Raw genomic sequence first — 16,481 nt, 5'->3', positions numbered from 1 at the left:
GGCTAACGGCAGGCGGGATTCGCGACTGCTGGAAATACCAGGAAGGTGATGGTCGCTGGCGCAAGCCGGATCGTGCCCGCCGATGCTGCGCGCGGCTCAAGCCGGGGTAGCTCGTCATCGGCATTCAGCGCGAGCGACTTGCCGTTCAGCTGCACGGTCGCGTCTTGCAGCCGCTTCGCATGCAACGTGTAACGCTCTGCGGGATGTGACAGCGTCAGGGTGGATGATGCATGCCGCGACGCGTTGATCGCGAGCACGGACACCGCACCCCGCATGGCCGGATGGCAATGCGCATAGAGATGGAGATCTGGCGCGGCGACCGAGCTCGTGTCGAGCACAACCGTTCCCATCAGCCGGTGCCAGAGCAGCGCAGCCCAGTAGTTCGGCCGCGGACGGAACGTCCCTTCGTCGAGCAGGCCGTAGTCGCTGGCGGCCAGCGTGTTGTGCATCACGACCTGGACACCAGCTCTTGCCAGCCGCCCGAGCTGGTCGAGATAGCGGAACGCGTCGAGAAAAGTCTTGTCCCAGCGATTGCCTCCGCAGGCGGCATCCGCGGTCTCCGTCAGCCAGATCGGTTTGCCCGGCTCGAACATGTCGCGCAGCGCGCTGTAGATCGCGAGACTCGCGTCGGTCCGCGCCAGCCATTGCTCCGAAAGCGCCTGCGCCGGATCGTCACGGCCGTCGCAGCGCGGCGAGAGCGTGTTGTAGTGATGATAGGAGAAGCGATCGAGACCGGGGCCGCATGCGGCGAGCAGGTCGCGCGTGGCGATGCCGGACCCGGATGGCGACGGCGCATCGCCGATTGAACCCGGACCGACGATCAGCGTCTCGGGCGCCGCCCGTTGCATCCATTCGCGAAAAATCCTGAAGTCGCGGCCATAAGCCTTCGCATCATATCCAGGCGGCGCGCCGTTCGTCGCGGCGAGGTTTGGTTCGTTCATGAATTCCACCGCCGCGATGTGGCCGCCCAGCGAACGCGTCGTGTCGATCAGGCGCTCCGCCTGATCGGTCTTCCACGCGCCATCCGCATCGCGGCTGCCCGGACTGATCGCAAAGGAGGTGACGATCTGCGCGTCAACCGCGCGGGCGAAGTCGATAACGCCACGCCATTGCGCGCGGCTGAGCACGGTGTTGAAGCCGGCAGGCGGTGCGGCCGGCGCGTCGTCGCCGTCCGCGAAATAGGTTGCATTCGCCCAGGTGCCGCTCACGCGCAGATAGGCCGGCGCCAAGGCCGCGGCGAGCTTGCGGAGACGCCGGTTGGCAAGATCGATTGGCGGTCTGTCGCTGTAGCCATCACGCTGCATCTGATGTTGCGCATAAGGTCTCCAAAAGCGACCGCCGGTCACCTCGACCATCTCGACATTGTAGGATTGAAAGCGCGGGTCGATCGTGTCGATCACCGTCATGCGCGACGGTGCGATCACAGGCTCGCTTGCACTTGCCGCGCGACTTATCGCAGCGACGAGCAATGCGGCGCCGATCACGCGCGCGATGCGCAGGCGGCTGTGTCGCTCCATTGCCGGCCTTGTATACACGTCCTGACGCCTTCTTATGCGCGCTGCCGAAAGCCGATGCAGCTGGGCGAACCATTAACCGCTTTTATGCGGCGAATTTTTACTTCCAATTTTACTTCTCAACATCCCGCCCATGGCCTCGCCGCAATTGATCAGATCCGCAGCCGGTCAATGGCGATCTGTGCGCAGCGTTCATTGTAGCCAACGAGGGTTGCCATGCTTGACGGGGACGAAGTGACATCCGCTGCCAATCCGGCGGGGACGAACGACAAATCGACGAAAAAGCTGAGCCGGCGCACGCTGGGGGGCGGCCGCAGTTGCGGGCGCAGCCGCAGGAGCGGACGCGATCCGCGGCTTCCCGACCGATGCGCCAGCGCAGGTTTGCACGCTCCAGCGTATCAATGGCGTAATCGCGATAGAGGGGCTCCTAGTGGGCGGCGGATTGCTCGCCGGTCATCCAGACCAACTGCTCGCGCCGCACCACCTGGCCGCCGGTGTGGACGGCTGGGTGAGGCCCCGCCGCCGCACGCGACCTGTTCTCATCAATTAGAGGACGTGGCCAGTCCAGTGTTGCTGGCATACTGAATATTGATTATCAGGTGGGCCGGCGCGCATGATGCGCCCAACGAACATAAAAAGGGAGCACAAAACATGAAAGAGATCTCAGCAACGCGACGAGAGCTGCTCGCAATTGCCGCGGTGGCAAGTGCTGCTTCAATCGCGGAAGTTGCGCCGGCTGCGGCGCAGGCCGGGCAAAGGCCGATCTTTCCGGTGCCGATGGTCACCATCCCGATCGTCGGCGAGACCAGCGTGTTCCAGGTCCGCCGCATCTACTGCATCGGGCGTAACTATGCGGCGCACGCGATCGAGCGGGGTTCGGATCCGAGCCGCGAGCCGCCGTTCTTCTTCCAGAAGCCGACCGACGCGATCCAGAACGTCGCGATCGGCGAGGTCGCGGATCATCCCTATCCGTCGCTGACCAAGAACTATCATCACGAGGTCGAGCTGGTCGCTGCGCTGAAATCCGGCGGCAGCAACATTCCGGCCGAGAAGGCGCTCGATCATGTCTATGGCTACGCGCTCGGCCTCGACATGACCCGGCGCGATCTTCAGAACGGCATGGCCGCGGAGAAGAAGCCCTGGGAGATCGGCAAGAGCTTTGACCACGCTGCGGTGATCGGCCCGATCCATCCGGCCAGCAAGACCGGCCATTTCGAGAAGGGCGCCATTTCACTGGCGATCAACGGGACGGTGAAGCAGAGCTCGGATCTCAGCAAGATGATCTGGAGTGTCGCCGAGCAGATCGCAAAGCTCTCGGAAGCGTTCGAGCTCAAGGCCGGCGACATCATCTATTCCGGCACGCCGGAGAATGTCGGCCCCGTGGTGAAGGGCGACGTGCTGCTGTGCAAGCTCGATGGCTTGCCGGACATGTCGATCAAGATCGCCTGACTGATCCAGCCCGGGTCGGGAGTGCAATATGTTGCGTTATGCCGTAGTCGTCATGTTGGGGTTGGCCTTCGCTGTCACCGGCGCTGTAACGGGGAATGCTGAAGGCGCGAGCGACATCGCGCCGACGGGAGCGTTGCGCGTGGCGGTGGCCGTCGGCCCCGCCGCGTCGGCGTTCTGGACGACGCGTGATCCCGCAGACGGAAAGCCGCGCGGCGTCACCGTAGAACTCGCCAAGGCTGCCGCCGACAAGTTGCACGTTCCTCTGCATCTGGTCGAATACCAGAGCTCCGACGAGATCGCCGCCGCCAGCAGCAAGGACGTCTGGGATCTCTCCTTCATGCCGGCCGACGTCAAGCGCGAGCAGTTCGTGGATCAGGGCCCAGCTTACGTCGCCTATATGAGCGGCTATCTCATTCGCGCCGGTTCGGACATCCGCGCCGTTGCGGATGTTGATCGTGCGGGAGTGCGGGTCGGTTGCATCGAGGGGACCTCGACGTCGCGGACGGTCGAGAAGTCGCTGAAGCAGGCGAAGCTGACGAAGTTCGTGAAGCCGGAACAGGCGGCCGAATTAATCGGCAAGGGGGAGCTGGATGCCCTCGCGATGGGTATTGGGGGCGTTGGAAGACCTCTCGCGTAAGCTGCCGGGAACGAAGTTGCTGGACGAGGTGATCCAGTCGAGCGGCGTGGTCGTGGTCGTGCCCAAGGGCAAGGCGGTGGCGAAGGCCTGGGCCGCGCATTTCCTGGATGAGGCCAAGCCGGATGGCACGGTGCGCCGCGCGCTCGACAGCAACGGATTTACCAGCGACAAGGTCGCGCCGTAGTTGCCGATCTGCCTCCGCTGGGACCACAATCTGAAGCAGAGGCCTTTGAATTGCCGGAGTTCCATCGGCGATTGCCCTGTGTTGGGCAACGAACAAACCTCGTGCAGCCATATTTAAGTATGAGTCACTCCCGTGAGGGAGACGCTCCGATGAACAAAGCTCTGATCACTGCCGTCGTGATGCTGGCTAGCGTGCCTGCAAGCGCCGCCGCGCAGGAGCGCGCTGGTGCTGCGGCGTTGGGAGCCGTGTCAGGCGCCGTCGTGCTGGGTCCGATCGGTGCCGTCGCGGGGCGCGGTGGTCGGTTATACCGCCGGACCTGCAATCGCCCGGTCCTGGGGCGTGAGAGGTTCACGCTCGGCGAGACATCGGCAACTGCCGCGTCGCGAGGCGTACCGCGCGGCGGCGACCGGGGGTCCGCCGCGCACACGCGAGTCGATGGATGCCAATGGCCAGATGAGAGCTGCCAGCAATCCGCCGGTCCAAGCCGCGCCTGCGGTGCAGCCTGTTCAAGCTGCTCCTGTGGTGCCCGCGCAGACCACGACGCCGCCGGTTCAAGGATTCGACTGAGGTCAGCTTACGCCGCCGCCTTCGGCCGCAATCGATCGACAGTCCGCGCGATCAACGCGGCCACCTCCGCCACCTTCGGACCGATGCGAAATTCCGGGCCGGCGACGACGACCGAGAGTCTGCGATCGCTGATCGGCAGCGGGATCGCGGCGCCCGCGAGGTCGCGGCTATAGTCGGCGAAGCTCTGGCAGTAACCGCGCGCGATCGAATTGCGCAGCTCGGTCTCGACCGCGTCTATGCTGATCGGCGTTGACGGACCGTACTGCTTGAATTCGATCTTGCGATAGACGGAGTCGCGCTCCTCCGGCGAATATTGCAGAAGCAGGGCGCGGCCGCTGGCGGTGGCGTGAATCGGCACGCGGTGGCCGATGGTCGCGAAATAGCGGATCGCGGCCTGGGACTCGACGACGTCAATGAACACGGCCATCACGCCGGCCGGCGCCACGATGGAGGCGGTCTCGCCGGTCTCGGCCGAGAGGTCGGCGATCAGCGTGTGTGTCCACGGCGGCAGCGGCTCGACCTCGGAGATCATCCGCGCCATCGCCAGCCAACGCGGCGTCGGGTAGAAGCCGGCCCGCGGCCGCGGTTCGTAGAGATAGCCTTTCTCCGACAGCGTCGCGAGCAGGTTGAAAGTCGACGAGCGCGGCCAGCCGAAATGGTCGGCGATCTCGGCAAGCGTCGCCGGTTTCCTCGTTTGCGCGAAGAACTCCATGATCTCCAGGACGTTTGCGGCTTGGCGAACGATCATGGTGAGGCTTGCATCCTGATCTAGGGCTGGCCGAGGATTTTCTTCGCGGCGCGAAGATGCGGCTTGTCGATCATCTGGCCGTCGAGACGCAGAGTACCGGAGTTCGGATTGTTCGCGAATGCCGCGATCACCTTCTCTGCCCAATTACGCTCGGACTCGGTCGGCTCGAACGCCGCGTTGACGACGTCGACATGCTTTGGATGGATCAGCGCCTTCGCCGAAAAACCGTCGCGCCGCGCGGCGCGCGTTTCCTGCTCGAGTCCTGCCAGATTGTCGATGTCGGTATAGACGGTGTCGATCGGCGCGACTTCGGCCGCCGCCGCCGCCATCAGACAGAGATCGCGTGCCAGACGATAAGGGCTGTGGAACACGCCACCTGACGCCTTTTCAGTAGCGCCGAGCGAAGCGGAGAGATCTTCCGCGCCCCATATCAAGCCGGCAAGGCGCGCGGAGCAGCCCTTGTAGCTGCCCAGCCCGAAGATCGAGCCGGCGGTTTCGGTCGCGACGCAGACGATGCGCGTCGTGCCGACCGCGATGCCGGCCGCAGCCTCCAAGGCTTCAAGCCAGGTTGCGACCTGGCGCACGTCGTCGCCGCCTTGCGATTTCGGCAGCACGATGCCGTCGGGCTTGCCTGGCATCACCGCGGCGAGGTCAGCGAGCGTCATGCCGGTGTCGAGCGCGTTGACACGGACATAGAGCTGATGGGGGCCGCGAGAGCCCTTCAGCATCGCCAGCGTCAACCCGCGCGCTTCCGGCTTCTTGTCGGTGACGACAGAGTCCTCGAGATCGATGATCAACGCGTCGGCGTTGCCTTCGCTGGCCTTCTCGAATTTTCGCGGGGAGTCGCCCGGCACGAACAGCATCGAACGCATCAGACCGGCCTCTTGTGCATCATCGCCATGCGGCGGCATTTGCCGACGATCTCGTCGTTCTGGTTGAGCGCGTGGTGCTCGAACTCGACGATGCCCGCCTTGGGGCGCGATTTGGATTCCCTCAACGAAAGCACCTTTGTCGTCGCCCGCAAAGTGTCGCCATGGAAGACCGGCTTTGGAAAAGTGACGTCGGTCATGCCGAGATTGGCGACGGTGGTGCCCATGGTCGTATCATAGACCGTCATGCCGATCATGATGCCGAGGGTGTAAAGGCTGTTGAAAATGCGCTGGCCGAACTCGGTCTGGGCCGAAAAATGCGCGTCGATGTGCAGCGGCTGCGGGTTGAGCGTCAGCAGGCTGAACATGGTGTTGTCCATCTCCGTGACGGTCCGGCTCAGGGGATGCCTGAACTCCTGGCCCACGGAAAAATCTTCGAAATAAAGTCCGGCCATCGTGGTTTCCTCCCTGTGTCTCGATTTTTGCCGGCGCCCGCTGCTTACGGCGGCGCCGCCAGGTGAACTGCTTCTTGCTCTGCAAGCTGCTCGATCTCGTCCACCGAGAAGCCGGCCTCGGCCAGGATGTCGCGGCCGTGCTGGCCGAGTGTCGGCGCGGGGCCGGCGGGCTCGGGCTGGGTCACGCTCCAGGTCGAGGGCACGCGCATCTGCCGGATGCGGCCTTCCACGGGGTGATCTACAGTCTGGAAGAAGTCGATCGCATTGAGATGCGGATCGTCCAGAATCGTCTCCAGCGTGTGCATCGGCATCACCGGAATGTCGGCGCGCTCCAGCAGCTCGCGCCATTCCGCGGTGGTGCGCGTGACGAAGATGTGGCCGATCTCCTCGTAGATCTCGTCAATATGCTTCGTGCGCGCAGCGTGGTTGGCAAAACGCGGCTGATCGAGGAAATGCGGTTGCCCGATCGCCTCGAAGAAGCTGCGCCAGTGCTTGTCGTTGTAGATGAGGACGCAGAGATAGCCGTCGCTGGTCTTGTAGGGTTTGCGATAGCGCGAGAGCAGGCGGGCATAGCCGCCGTGGTCGAGCGGCGGATCGTAGGTCAATCCGCCCAGATGATCGACCAGCACGAACTCCGTCATGGATTCGAACATCGGCACGTCGATGCGTTGGCCGATGCCGGTGCGCTGCTGGTGCATCAGTCCGCCCATGATGGCATTGACCATCATCAGTCCGACGATGCGGTCGGCGATGGTGACAGGAACGTAGCGCGGCGTGCCGTCGCCGGCGGCGGCGAGCAGTGTCGGAATGGTGGCCGCGCCCTGAATGAGATCGTCATAGGCGGGCTTGGCGGCATAGGGGCCGGACTGGCCGTAGCCGAACGCGCCGACATAGACGAGGGACGGATTGACCTCGCGAAGCGTCTCGTAGTCGAGGCCGAGCCGCGTCATCGCCTGCGGGCGCACATTATAGACCAGCGCGTTGGCACGCTTCGCCAGCCGCAGCAGCGTGTCGCGCCCTTCCTTCTTCTTGAGGTCGAGGACGATGCTGCGCTTGCCGCGGTTGGCGTTGAGAAACATCCCGCCCATGCCGGGTGTGCGGCCGGGACCGATCTGGCGAACGATGTCGCCCTCGGGGCTCTCGACCTTGATGATTTCAGCGCCCATGTCCGCCAGCACCTGGGTGCCATAAGGGCCCATCAGCACGGAAGTCAGGTCGAGAATGGTGAAGCCGGCGAGCGGTCCCATAGGGCCTCGTTCATTGCGTTCATATACGTGGAGTTAGAATTCATAAATATCCCGTGTCAATTCGAGGACCTCTCAATTCGGCGCATAGCCCCATGCACTATTCATATACTTGACATACAAATTCACCTATATGTATTTTTATCTCAAGCAAGAACTGGAGCGGGGCCAAGTGGTGGCAGCGAGATGCTGCCGCCGCCGGCATGGGACGCGTCAAGGAGAACGAGATGAAGAAGATTTTGCCCTGGGCTGCCGCAGCGCTCGCGCTCTCGCTGCCGGTCTCGACGCGACAGGCGCAGGCGCTGGAGCTGAAGGTCGCCGACTCCTTCCCCGCGGGGCACTATCTCGTCCGCCTGATGCTCAAGCCGTGGATGGACGACGTCACCAAGCGCACCAATGGCGCGGTGACCTTCACCTATTATCCGAACCAGCAGATCGGCAAGGCCGCGGACATGCTGCGGCTCACCCAGTCGGGCGTGGTCGACATCGGCTACATCGGGCCGTCTTATGTCTCCGACAAGATGCCGCTATCGGAAGTTGCGCAATTGCCAGGCGCGTTCGAAACCGCCTGCCAGGGTACGCTCGCCTACTGGAAGACCGCGCGCGAAGGCGTGTTGGCCAAGCAGGAATATGCGCCCAACAAGATCAAGCTGCTGTTCGAGGTGGTGCTGCCGCCCTACCAGGTGTGGACCGCCAAGCAAAAGGTCGACACGACCAAGGACATGGGCGGCCTGAAGCTGCGTACCACCGGCGGCGCGCAAGACCTGACCTTGCGCGCGCTCGGCGCGGTGCCGGTGCGCATGGCTGCACCCGATGCCTATGAATCGCTGTCGCGCGGCACAATGGACGGCCTGCTGTTCCCGATGGAGAGCGTCGTTGCCTATGGGCTCGACAAGCTGGTCAAGCACGCAACGGAAGGCGTCAGCTTCGGCAGCTTCATCGTCGCCTATTCGATCAACCAGTCGGTTTGGGACAAGCTTCCGGACGACGTGAAGAAGGCGATGAACGACGCGTCGGAGGCGATCGAGCCTGTGGCCTGCGCCCAGGTCGACAAGGAAACGGAGACGACCAAGAAGCACCTTCAGGACCAGGGCGTCACTTTCGAGCCGCTGCCGGAGGCGACGCGCACCGAGATGAAGGACAAGCTGAAGGGCGTCGGCCAGGAATGGGCGGCTGGGCTCGACAGCCGTGGCAAGCAGGCGTCCGCCGCGCTGAAGGAGTTCGAAGGCCTGCTCGCCGCCGGCGGCGCCAAATAAGGCGCGAAGTAAGGCGCGAAGTCATCCGACAGGGAAGAAGGAGACGCGAGAGGTGATCAAGCGGGCGGGATATGTGCTCGGCGTGCTGGAGCGCGCGCTGACAGTGATCGCGGTGGTGTTTCTGTTCGTGATCATGCTGCTTGTCGTAACCGACGTGTTCATGCGCTACGCGCTGAACCGTCCGTTCTCCTTCACCTACGATCTGATCGGGCTTTATCTGCTCGCCGGCGTGTTCTTCTTCACGGTCTCGGACGCTCTGCGCGAGCACGCCCATGTCGGCGTCGATATCCTGCTGTCGCGCTTCTCGCCGGCGGGACGGCGGCTCTCGGAGATCATCACCGCGCTTGTGGGCCTGTTCGTCTTCGTCCTGATCTGCAAGGTCGGCCTCGAGCGTGCGGTGGAAAATTACGAGCAGCATGACGTGCTGGCTGGCGCGATTGCCTGGCCGACCTGGATCTCGGCGGCGCTGGTGCCGCTCGGCTGCGGCGTGCTGGTGCTGCGATTGCTGCTCCAGCTCGTCGGCAATCTGCTGAGCCTCGTCAGCGGCCGTGACCTCTATCCGCTGCCGCCGGTGACCGGCGTTGGCGAAGCACGATCCTTTGAGTAACGGCAGGCAATCATGACACCCTTCATCGTTCTCGCCCTGCTGTTCGGCCTGCTCGCACTCGGCACGCCCGTCGGCTTCGCGATGGCCTTTTCCGGTTCGGTCGGCCTCGTGATGGTCGGCGGCTGGAGCACACTGTTCGGCATTTTGCAAACCGCGCCGCTCTCGACCGTCTCCTCCTACGAGCTGATCACCATCCCGATGTTCCTGCTGATGGCGGACCTCGTGCTGCTGTCGGGTGTCGCGGACGATTTATTCAAAACGGCCTCGGCCTGGGTCGGCCGCATCCCCGGCGGGCTCGGCATGGCCACCGCGCTGGCCGGCGCCGGTTTTGGCGCGATCTGCGGCACATCGACGGCCTCGGCCGCAACCCTGTCCTCGACCAGCCTGCCGGCGATGATCCGCCAGGGCTATGAGCCGAAGATGGCCGCAGGCGTGGTCGCGATATCAGGCACGCTGTCGATGCTGCTGCCGACTAGCGTCGCACTCGTCATCTTCGGTCTCCTTGCCGAGGTAAATATCGGCAAGCTGCTCGTCAGCGGCATCATCCCCGCGATCCTCGTCACCATCACCATCATGGCCACGATCTACTTCCTGGTCTGGCAGGATCCATCGCGCGCGCCGCCCGCCAAGTCGGTGCCGTGGCGCGAAAAATTCGCGCTGCTGTGGCAGGTCTCGCCAATGGTGGTGCTGTTCTCGATTGTCACAGGCACGATCTATCTCGGCGTCGCCACGCCGACGGAGGCCTCCGCGTTCGGTGCGTTCGGCGCCTTCCTGCTCGCGATCGTCAAGGGCAAGATCACGCCGTCGTCGCTTTACGCGACGCTGCTGCGTGCCTGCCATGGCACCTGCATGATCATCATGATCCTGGTCGGTGCGTCGATCTTCGGCTACTTCTTCACGCTCACCCACGTGACCCAGGATCTTGTCGCCTGGGTCGGCTCGCTGCCGGCCTCGCGCTGGGTCATCATCACGCTGATCCTGTGCGGCTACATCGTGCTCGGATCCTTCATGGACCAGATCGCGATCCTGGTGCTGACCGTGCCGATCGTGCTGCCGCTGATCAAGACGCTCGGCTTCGATCCGATCTGGTTCGGCGTCATCAAGATCGTCACCGCCGAGGTCGGCATGATCACGCCCCCGGTCGGGCTCAACTGTTTCATCGTCGCCCGCTATGCCAAGCGGCCGGTCGCGGAGGTGTTCCACGGTACCTTCCCGCATTTCATTGCGCACCTGATTGTCATTGCGATCCTGGTGGCGTTTCCGTCTATCATCCTCTGGCTGCCCTCGCAGATGGGGCGCTAGAACTAACGAGCCTCCACAAGGAGACCAACATGGATTTCGCGCTCACCGATCAGCAAGAGGCCATTCGCGACGCCATCGCAAAGATCTGCGAAGGCTTTCCCGATGCGTACTGGCTGAAGAAAGACCATGACGGCGGCTTTCCGCACGACTTCCACAAGGCGCTGGCCGACGCCGGCTGGCTCGGCATCTGCGTGCCGGAAGCCTATGGCGGCTCCGGGCTCGGCATCACCGAAGCCGCGATCATGATGCGCGCGATCGCGGAATCCGGCGCAGGGATGTCCGGCGCATCCGCGGTGCACATCAACGTCTTCGGCCTCAATCCCGTCGTCGTGTTCGGCACCGAGGAGCAGCGCAAGCGCATGCTGCCGCCGATGGTCGAAGGCCGCGAGAAGGCGTGCTTCGCCGTCACCGAGCCCAACACCGGCCTCAACACCACGCAGCTCAAGACCCGCGCCGTCGCCAAGAACGACCGCTACATCGTCAATGGCCAGAAGGTGTGGATCTCGACCGCGCAGGTCGCGCACAAGATCCTGCTGCTGGCGCGCACCACGCCGCTGGAGGAAGTGCGCTCGCCGACGCATGGGCTGAGCCTGTTCTATACGGACTTCGACCGCAACAAGATCAAGGTCCACGAGATTGAGAAGATGGGCCGCAAGATCGTCGATTCCAACGAGCTGTTTTTCGAGGACTTCGAGATTCCGATGGAAGACCGCATCGGCGAAGAAGGCAAAGGCTTCCAGTACATCCTCGAAGGCATGAACCCCGAGCGCATCCTGATCGCGGCGGAAGCGGTCGGCCTCGGCAAGGTCGCGCTGTCGCGCGCCACCGAATACGCCAAGACCCGCGTTGTGTTCAACCGGCCTATCGGCAAGAACCAGGGCATCCAGCATCCGCTGGCCATAAACTGGGTCGAGCTCGAAGCGGCGTGGCTGATGGTGATGTCGGCGGCGTGGCAATACGACAAGGGCATGCCCTGCGGCGGTGCCGCCAATGCCGCGAAATACATTGCGGGTGAGGCCGGATACCATGCCTGCGAGCAGGCGGTGATGACCCATGGCGGCTTCGGCTATGCCAAGGAATTCCACGTCGAGCGGTACTTGCGCGAAGTTCTGATCCCGCGCATCGCGCCGGTCAGCCCGCAGCTCGCGCTCAGTTTTATCGCGGAAAAGGTGCTTGGACTGGCCAAGTCATACTAGGCTTTCCCGCGGACTTTCGGCAGGGCCGCCAATGAACCTCGCTCACCATCTCCTGCGTGCCGCCAAAGCCGATGCGTCCGCGCCGGCGTTGCTCAAAGGGTTGACGCCGGTTGCCGATTACGGCCGGCTCGCCGCGACGGTGGCGTCGCTGGCTGCATCGCTGCAGCAGCGCTTTGGCCTGGCGAAGGGCGATCGCGTTGCGCTGCTGATGAAGAACGTGCCCGATTACGTCGCCTGTCTCTATGCCTGCTGGCATGCCGGGCTGGTTGCCGTTCCCATCAACGCAAAGCTGCATCCGCGCGAGGTCGCGTTCATTCTCGACAACTCGGGTGCGGCGGTCGTCTTCGTGACCGAGGACATGGCGAGCGTTGCCTTCGAGGCGTCGGCGCTTGTTACGGCCAAGCCGCGCATCGTCGAGATCGGCTCGGCCGAGCATCGTGGTCTCGAAAAGACTGACGGCATTGCCATCGCCGATGTCGTGAGCACAGATCCCGCCTGGATCTTCTACACCAGCGGCACCACCGGGCGTCCGAAGGGCGCGGTGTTGAGCCACCGCAATCTGCTTGCGATGGCGCTGAACTATCTCGCCGAGATCAATCCGGTCGTGCCGGGCGAAGCGCTGCTGCACGCCGCACCGATGTCGCACGGTTCAGGCCTCTACATGGTGCCGCACGTGCTCGGCCTGGGCGCACAGATCATTCCGGAGAGTGGCCGCTTCGAGCCGGACGAGATCCTTGAGCTGACGGCAAAGCGCGACCGCATCTCCTTCTTTGCCGCGCCGACCATGGTGCGGCGCCTGACCGTCGCGGCTGAAGCAGCTGGCGCGACCGCGCCGGGGCTGAAGACGATCATTTATGGCGGCGGCCCGATGTATGTCGCCGATTGCAAGGCTGCGCTCAACGTGTTCGGGCCAAAGCTTGCGCAGATCTACGGTCAGGGCGAAACGCCGATGACCATCACGTACCTGCCAAAGTCAATGCATGTCGATGCCGGGCATCCGCGTCATGCCGAGCGGCTGGCGTCGGTTGGCGTCGCGCAGGGCGTCGTACAGGTGCGCACCGTGAATGAGGCGGGCCGCGACGTCGCACCGGGCGAGGTCGGCGAGATCATCGTGCGCGGCGATACCGTCATGTCGGGCTACTGGCAAAATCCCGAGGCGACTGCGAACACACTGCGCGACGGCTGGCTCTATACCGGCGACATGGGGGCCTTCGACACCGACGGCTTCCTCACGCTGAAGGACCGCTCCAAGGACGTCATCATCTCCGGCGGCACCAACATCTATCCGCGCGAGGTCGAGGAGGTCCTGTTGCGGCATGAGGCCGTCGCCGAAGTCTCTGTGATCGGCCGTCCCCATCCGGAATGGGGCGAGGAGGTGGTGGCCGTCGTCGTTCCCGTCGCGGGCAGGGCGGTCACGCGGGACGAGCTCGACCAGATGTGCAATGCCTGGATCGCGCGCTTCAAGCGGCCGAAGCACTATTATCTCACCGGCGAGCTACCGAAGAACAGCTACGGCAAGATCGTGAAGACGGAATTGCGCACGCTGCTCGGCGAGTCCTCCGCGCGCCTCAAACCGATGGATTGAGGTGGCGATGCTCGAGCCCGCGTCGCCGATCGACTTTTCCGGCCTGGTCCGTGAGGGTGATCTCGTCGTGTGCGGGCAGGCGACTGCGGAGCCGGTCACGCTGACAGAAGTGCTGATGGCACAGGCGGAACATCTTCCACCGTTTCGCATGATGGTCGGACCGGTGTTCTCGGAGACGTTTCCCGCAGGCCCCGCGCCCAACGTGTCGTTCCTGAGCTATGGCGTGATCGGCAATGCCCGGCGGCTCGCTAAGGCCGGACGGCTCGATCTGATTCCGAGCAACTACAGCGCGTTCTGCGCCGACTTCGCCGCGCGCCGCCACAAGGCCGATGTCGTTCTGGTGCAGCTTGCGGAGTCCAAGGGGCGGCTCAGCGCCAGTCTCTCCAACGACTATGTCATCGATGCCGCGCGCGGTGCGCGCCTGGTCATCGCCGAGATCAACCCGGATGCGCCTTTTACGTTCGGAGCGGAGTGGCCTGAGGACGTGACGATCCATGTGCGCGTCCCGGCCCGCTGTGCGCCAGTCGAGCTGGCGTCGCCGCCGCTGGACGATGTTTCGCGGCGCATTGCGGCGCATGCGGCGGGGCTGATCGACGATGGCAGCACGCTGCAGTTCGGCGTCGGTCGAATTCCGGACGCAATTCTCTCCTCGCTCTCGCATGTACGCAATCTCGGAATCCATTCCGGCCTGATCAACGACGCCGTCGTCGATCTGATCGAACGCGGTGCGGTGACGAATGCGGAGAAGGGTATCGATGCCGGGATCACGGTTACCAACCAGGTGATCGGGACGCAGCGGCTCTATCGCTTCGTGCACGAGAACAACGCTGTTTCGGTGCGGCCGACGTCATACACACACGGCCAGGACGTGCTGGCCCGCATCAACCGGCTGGTCGCGATCAACTCGGCGCTCCAGGTCGGGCTCGATGGCAGCGTCAATTCCGAGACGCTGAATGGCGTTGCGATCGGTGCGATCGGCGGGCAGCTCGATTTCGTGCGCGGCGCCAATGCCTCACCTCGGGGAAGGGCGATCATCGCGCTGCCGGCGACGGCTTCGGATGGCACGAGCCGGATCGTCGCCCATGTCGAGACAGTGACGACCCCCCGCGCCGATGTCGATGCCATCATCACCGAATGGGGCGTTGCCGAGCTGCGCGGCTGCGGCCTTGCCGAGCGTGCGCGCCGCATGATCGCGATCGCGGCGCCCGGGCACCGCGACGCGCTATCGGCGCAGCTTCGTCGATGAAGCGAAGCCCGTAGACGCTATTCGGCAGCGATCCGATCCATCGCCATGGCCCGAAGCCGGGCGCGCTGGATCTTGATGCCGTTCGCGCTGTCGGTGACGGGGAAGGCCTCCACGATATAGATCCGCGCCGGGACCTTGTAGCCGGCGAGCCGCTCGCGCAGGCGCGTGATCAACGCTTCCTGCCGCGGCGGCTCGTGGTGGGGTTCTTGGGCTGGGATCACGAAGGCAACGCAGCGCGCCTGTCCCTTCAGATCGACCGCGACGACCTGGGCGTCGGCAACGCCGGGGCACGATTTGAGCTCGTCCTCGATCTCGCCGGGCGCGACAAGGAAGCCGCCGAGCCGCATGGCGTCGCCCGCGCGGGTTTCGTAGACGAAGGAGCCGTCGGCGCGCAGCCGGCCGATATCGCCGGTGCGGAAGAAGCCGTCCGCGGTGATGGCGTCGCGTGTCGCCTCGGGATTGTTGTAGTAACCGAGGAAGCGCGACGGCGCGCTGATCTCGATCTCGCCGGAGACACCTTGAGCCGCGAGCTCGCCGGTCTCGGTGTCGCGCACGCGCACCCTCGTGTCGGGTGATATCGGCCAGCCGCCGCCCTCGATGCGATCAGCAAAGCCATCACTGGCGCGGGCGATCGAGAACAGCGCCTGCACCTCGCTCGAGCCGTAGAGGCCGAACAGCGGCATGCCGCGGACCTCGGCGTCCGCGGCGAGCTCGCGCCAGCCGGGCTGGAACGCGGCGAAGCCGCAGACCTCGAGATGCGGAAACGGCCGTGGCGCATCGGCGATGGCGAGGATGCGGCGGAACATCTCGTCCGAGCCGAATGCGTGCGTGATCCCGCACTCGCCGAGAATCCTCAGCGCCGGCGCCGCCTCGAAGGCGTCGAGCACATGGACGGTCGCGCCCGCTGCGACGAAGCCGAGCAGGCTTGTCATGCCAAAGGTGCCGCAGAGCGGCAGCATGGCCAGCAACGAATGGCGCTGCGGCGAGAGCTTTAGCGCCGTGGCAATGGAGACGGCGTGGCTCGCCAGCGTCCGCTGCGAATGCGCGACGAGTTTTGGTCCTTTGGTCGTGCCTGACGTCGTGTAGAGCAGAACCGGCAGATCGAAATCATCCTGAGCCGGCGGGGCAGACGGATAGGATCTGGCGAAGGCATCGAAGCGCACGCACGGCCAGTGTGCGGGAATCGCATCCGCGCCGACCACCGCGATCTCTCGTAGCGCAGGCACTTCGTCCCTGGCGACGTCGGCGAGGATGGCGGCAAAGTCGATCGCGCGGAATTCGGCTTCGACTACCATCAGCCTGGCGCCGGACAGCTTCAGGAGATGGGCGACCTCGGCGCTGCGGTAGCGCGTATTGACGGCGGCGATGATGGCACCGAGGCGGGCGACGGCGAACAGCAGCGCGATCCATTCGATCCGGTTGACCAGCCACACCGCGACGACGTCGCCCTTGCCGATGCCTTGCGCGGCGAGCCAGCCGGCAGTCCGCTCGATCTTTTCTGAAAATTCCGCGCGCGAGACTGGCGTGCCGTCGAATACGAAGGCCGGATCGGCGGCGGCCTCGGTCCGGATCAGGGATTGCAGCGAAAAATCATTGGCGTTCATGGCAACCGGACTAACCCG

General features: G+C 64.3%; 14 protein-coding genes and 2 pseudogenes. 10 read left to right on the top strand and 6 right to left on the bottom strand.

The genetic code is table 11. The features are described from left to right. Positions 1-2: 2 nt before the first annotated feature. Complete coding sequence (locus tag ACVWW3_RS21680; protein ID WP_456648713.1) at positions 3-1,517, bottom strand: hypothetical protein; 1,515 nt, start codon at positions 1,515-1,517, stop codon at positions 3-5. Between the two features lie 648 nt (positions 1,518-2,165). Here ACVWW3_RS21680 and ACVWW3_RS21675 point away from each other — a divergent pair. The 4 genes and pseudogenes from ACVWW3_RS21675 to ACVWW3_RS21660 all read left to right on the top strand — a co-directional run bounded on the left by ACVWW3_RS21675 (position 2,166) and on the right by ACVWW3_RS21660 (position 4,351). After that, a complete protein-coding gene (locus ACVWW3_RS21675) occupies positions 2,166-2,963 on the top strand; it encodes a fumarylacetoacetate hydrolase family protein (RefSeq protein WP_247442865.1) in 798 nt (265 codons plus the stop codon). Positions 2,964-2,991: 28 nt separating this feature from the next. Continuing rightward, positions 2,992-3,600 (top strand): transporter substrate-binding domain-containing protein, encoded by a 609-nt coding sequence (locus ACVWW3_RS21670; RefSeq protein ID WP_456672104.1) that lies wholly within the window; start codon positions 2,992-2,994, stop codon positions 3,598-3,600. Continuing rightward, positions 3,581-3,784 (top strand): hypothetical protein, encoded by a 204-nt coding sequence (locus ACVWW3_RS21665; RefSeq protein WP_456672103.1) that lies wholly within the window; start codon positions 3,581-3,583, stop codon positions 3,782-3,784. Before ACVWW3_RS21670 ends, ACVWW3_RS21665 begins: the two co-directional genes overlap by 20 nt. A gap of 149 nt (positions 3,785-3,933) precedes the next feature. After that, positions 3,934-4,351: pseudogene (locus ACVWW3_RS21660) on the top strand (hypothetical protein). Positions 4,352-4,358: 7 nt separating this feature from the next. Here the strand turns inward: ACVWW3_RS21660 and ACVWW3_RS21655 are convergent. From ACVWW3_RS21655 to ACVWW3_RS21640, 4 genes and pseudogenes are all read right to left on the bottom strand, one after another. Further along, positions 4,359-5,099 carry an IclR family transcriptional regulator gene (locus tag ACVWW3_RS21655; protein ID WP_354105749.1) on the bottom strand — a complete coding sequence of 247 codons (741 nt, stop codon included), beginning with the start codon at positions 5,097-5,099 and terminating at the stop codon, positions 4,359-4,361. 20 nt (positions 5,100-5,119) lie between these two features. Continuing rightward, the gene (locus ACVWW3_RS21650; RefSeq protein WP_456648716.1) at positions 5,120-5,971 is read right to left on the bottom strand and encodes an HpcH/HpaI aldolase/citrate lyase family protein; all 852 of its coding nucleotides are present in this window, start codon (positions 5,969-5,971) and stop codon (positions 5,120-5,122) included. Continuing rightward, positions 5,971-6,438: pseudogene (locus ACVWW3_RS21645) on the bottom strand (MaoC family dehydratase); the annotation flags it as partial. The pseudogene ACVWW3_RS21645 and the gene ACVWW3_RS21650, both read right to left, overlap by 1 nt. Positions 6,439-6,467: 29 nt before the next feature. Then, entirely contained in the window at positions 6,468-7,670 is a 1,203-nt protein-coding gene (locus tag ACVWW3_RS21640; RefSeq protein WP_456648717.1) for a CaiB/BaiF CoA transferase family protein, read from the bottom strand. Positions 7,671-7,894: 224 nt separating this feature from the next. Between ACVWW3_RS21640 and ACVWW3_RS21635 the strand changes: the two genes are divergently transcribed. Genes ACVWW3_RS21635 through ACVWW3_RS21610 form a run of 6 tightly spaced genes read left to right on the top strand, consistent with a single transcriptional unit; the run spans position 7,895 to position 14,859 of the window. Then, complete coding sequence (locus ACVWW3_RS21635; protein ID WP_456648718.1) at positions 7,895-8,923, top strand: TRAP transporter substrate-binding protein; 1,029 nt, start codon at positions 7,895-7,897, stop codon at positions 8,921-8,923. Positions 8,924-8,975: 52 nt separating this feature from the next. Beyond that, complete coding sequence (locus tag ACVWW3_RS21630) at positions 8,976-9,530, top strand: TRAP transporter small permease (RefSeq protein ID WP_247350810.1); 555 nt, start codon at positions 8,976-8,978, stop codon at positions 9,528-9,530. 12 nt (positions 9,531-9,542) lie between these two features. Continuing rightward, the gene (locus tag ACVWW3_RS21625) at positions 9,543-10,832 is read left to right on the top strand and encodes a TRAP transporter large permease (protein WP_247350811.1); all 1,290 of its coding nucleotides are present in this window, start codon (positions 9,543-9,545) and stop codon (positions 10,830-10,832) included. Positions 10,833-10,861: 29 nt separating this feature from the next. Continuing rightward, positions 10,862-12,028 carry an acyl-CoA dehydrogenase family protein gene (locus ACVWW3_RS21620; RefSeq protein WP_456648719.1) on the top strand — a complete coding sequence of 389 codons (1,167 nt, stop codon included), beginning with the start codon at positions 10,862-10,864 and terminating at the stop codon, positions 12,026-12,028. A 31-nt stretch (positions 12,029-12,059) separates the two neighbouring features. Further along, complete coding sequence (locus ACVWW3_RS21615; protein WP_456648720.1) at positions 12,060-13,613, top strand: AMP-binding protein; 1,554 nt, start codon at positions 12,060-12,062, stop codon at positions 13,611-13,613. 7 nt (positions 13,614-13,620) lie between these two features. Then, the gene (locus ACVWW3_RS21610) at positions 13,621-14,859 is read left to right on the top strand and encodes an acetyl-CoA hydrolase/transferase family protein (RefSeq protein WP_247442848.1); all 1,239 of its coding nucleotides are present in this window, start codon (positions 13,621-13,623) and stop codon (positions 14,857-14,859) included. Positions 14,860-14,876: 17 nt separating this feature from the next. Here ACVWW3_RS21610 and ACVWW3_RS21605 read toward each other — a convergent pair whose 3' ends face one another. After that, positions 14,877-16,463: an AMP-binding protein gene (locus tag ACVWW3_RS21605; RefSeq protein WP_456648721.1), complete on the bottom strand. Its 1,587-nt coding sequence runs from the start codon at positions 16,461-16,463 to the stop codon at positions 14,877-14,879. Positions 16,464-16,481: the final 18 nt, after the last annotated feature.

This window comes from Bradyrhizobium sp. LM2.9 (assembly GCF_054056555.1).
The sequence above is the reverse complement of the archived record's forward strand: the minus strand, read 5'-3'. Positions and strand labels throughout refer to the sequence as shown.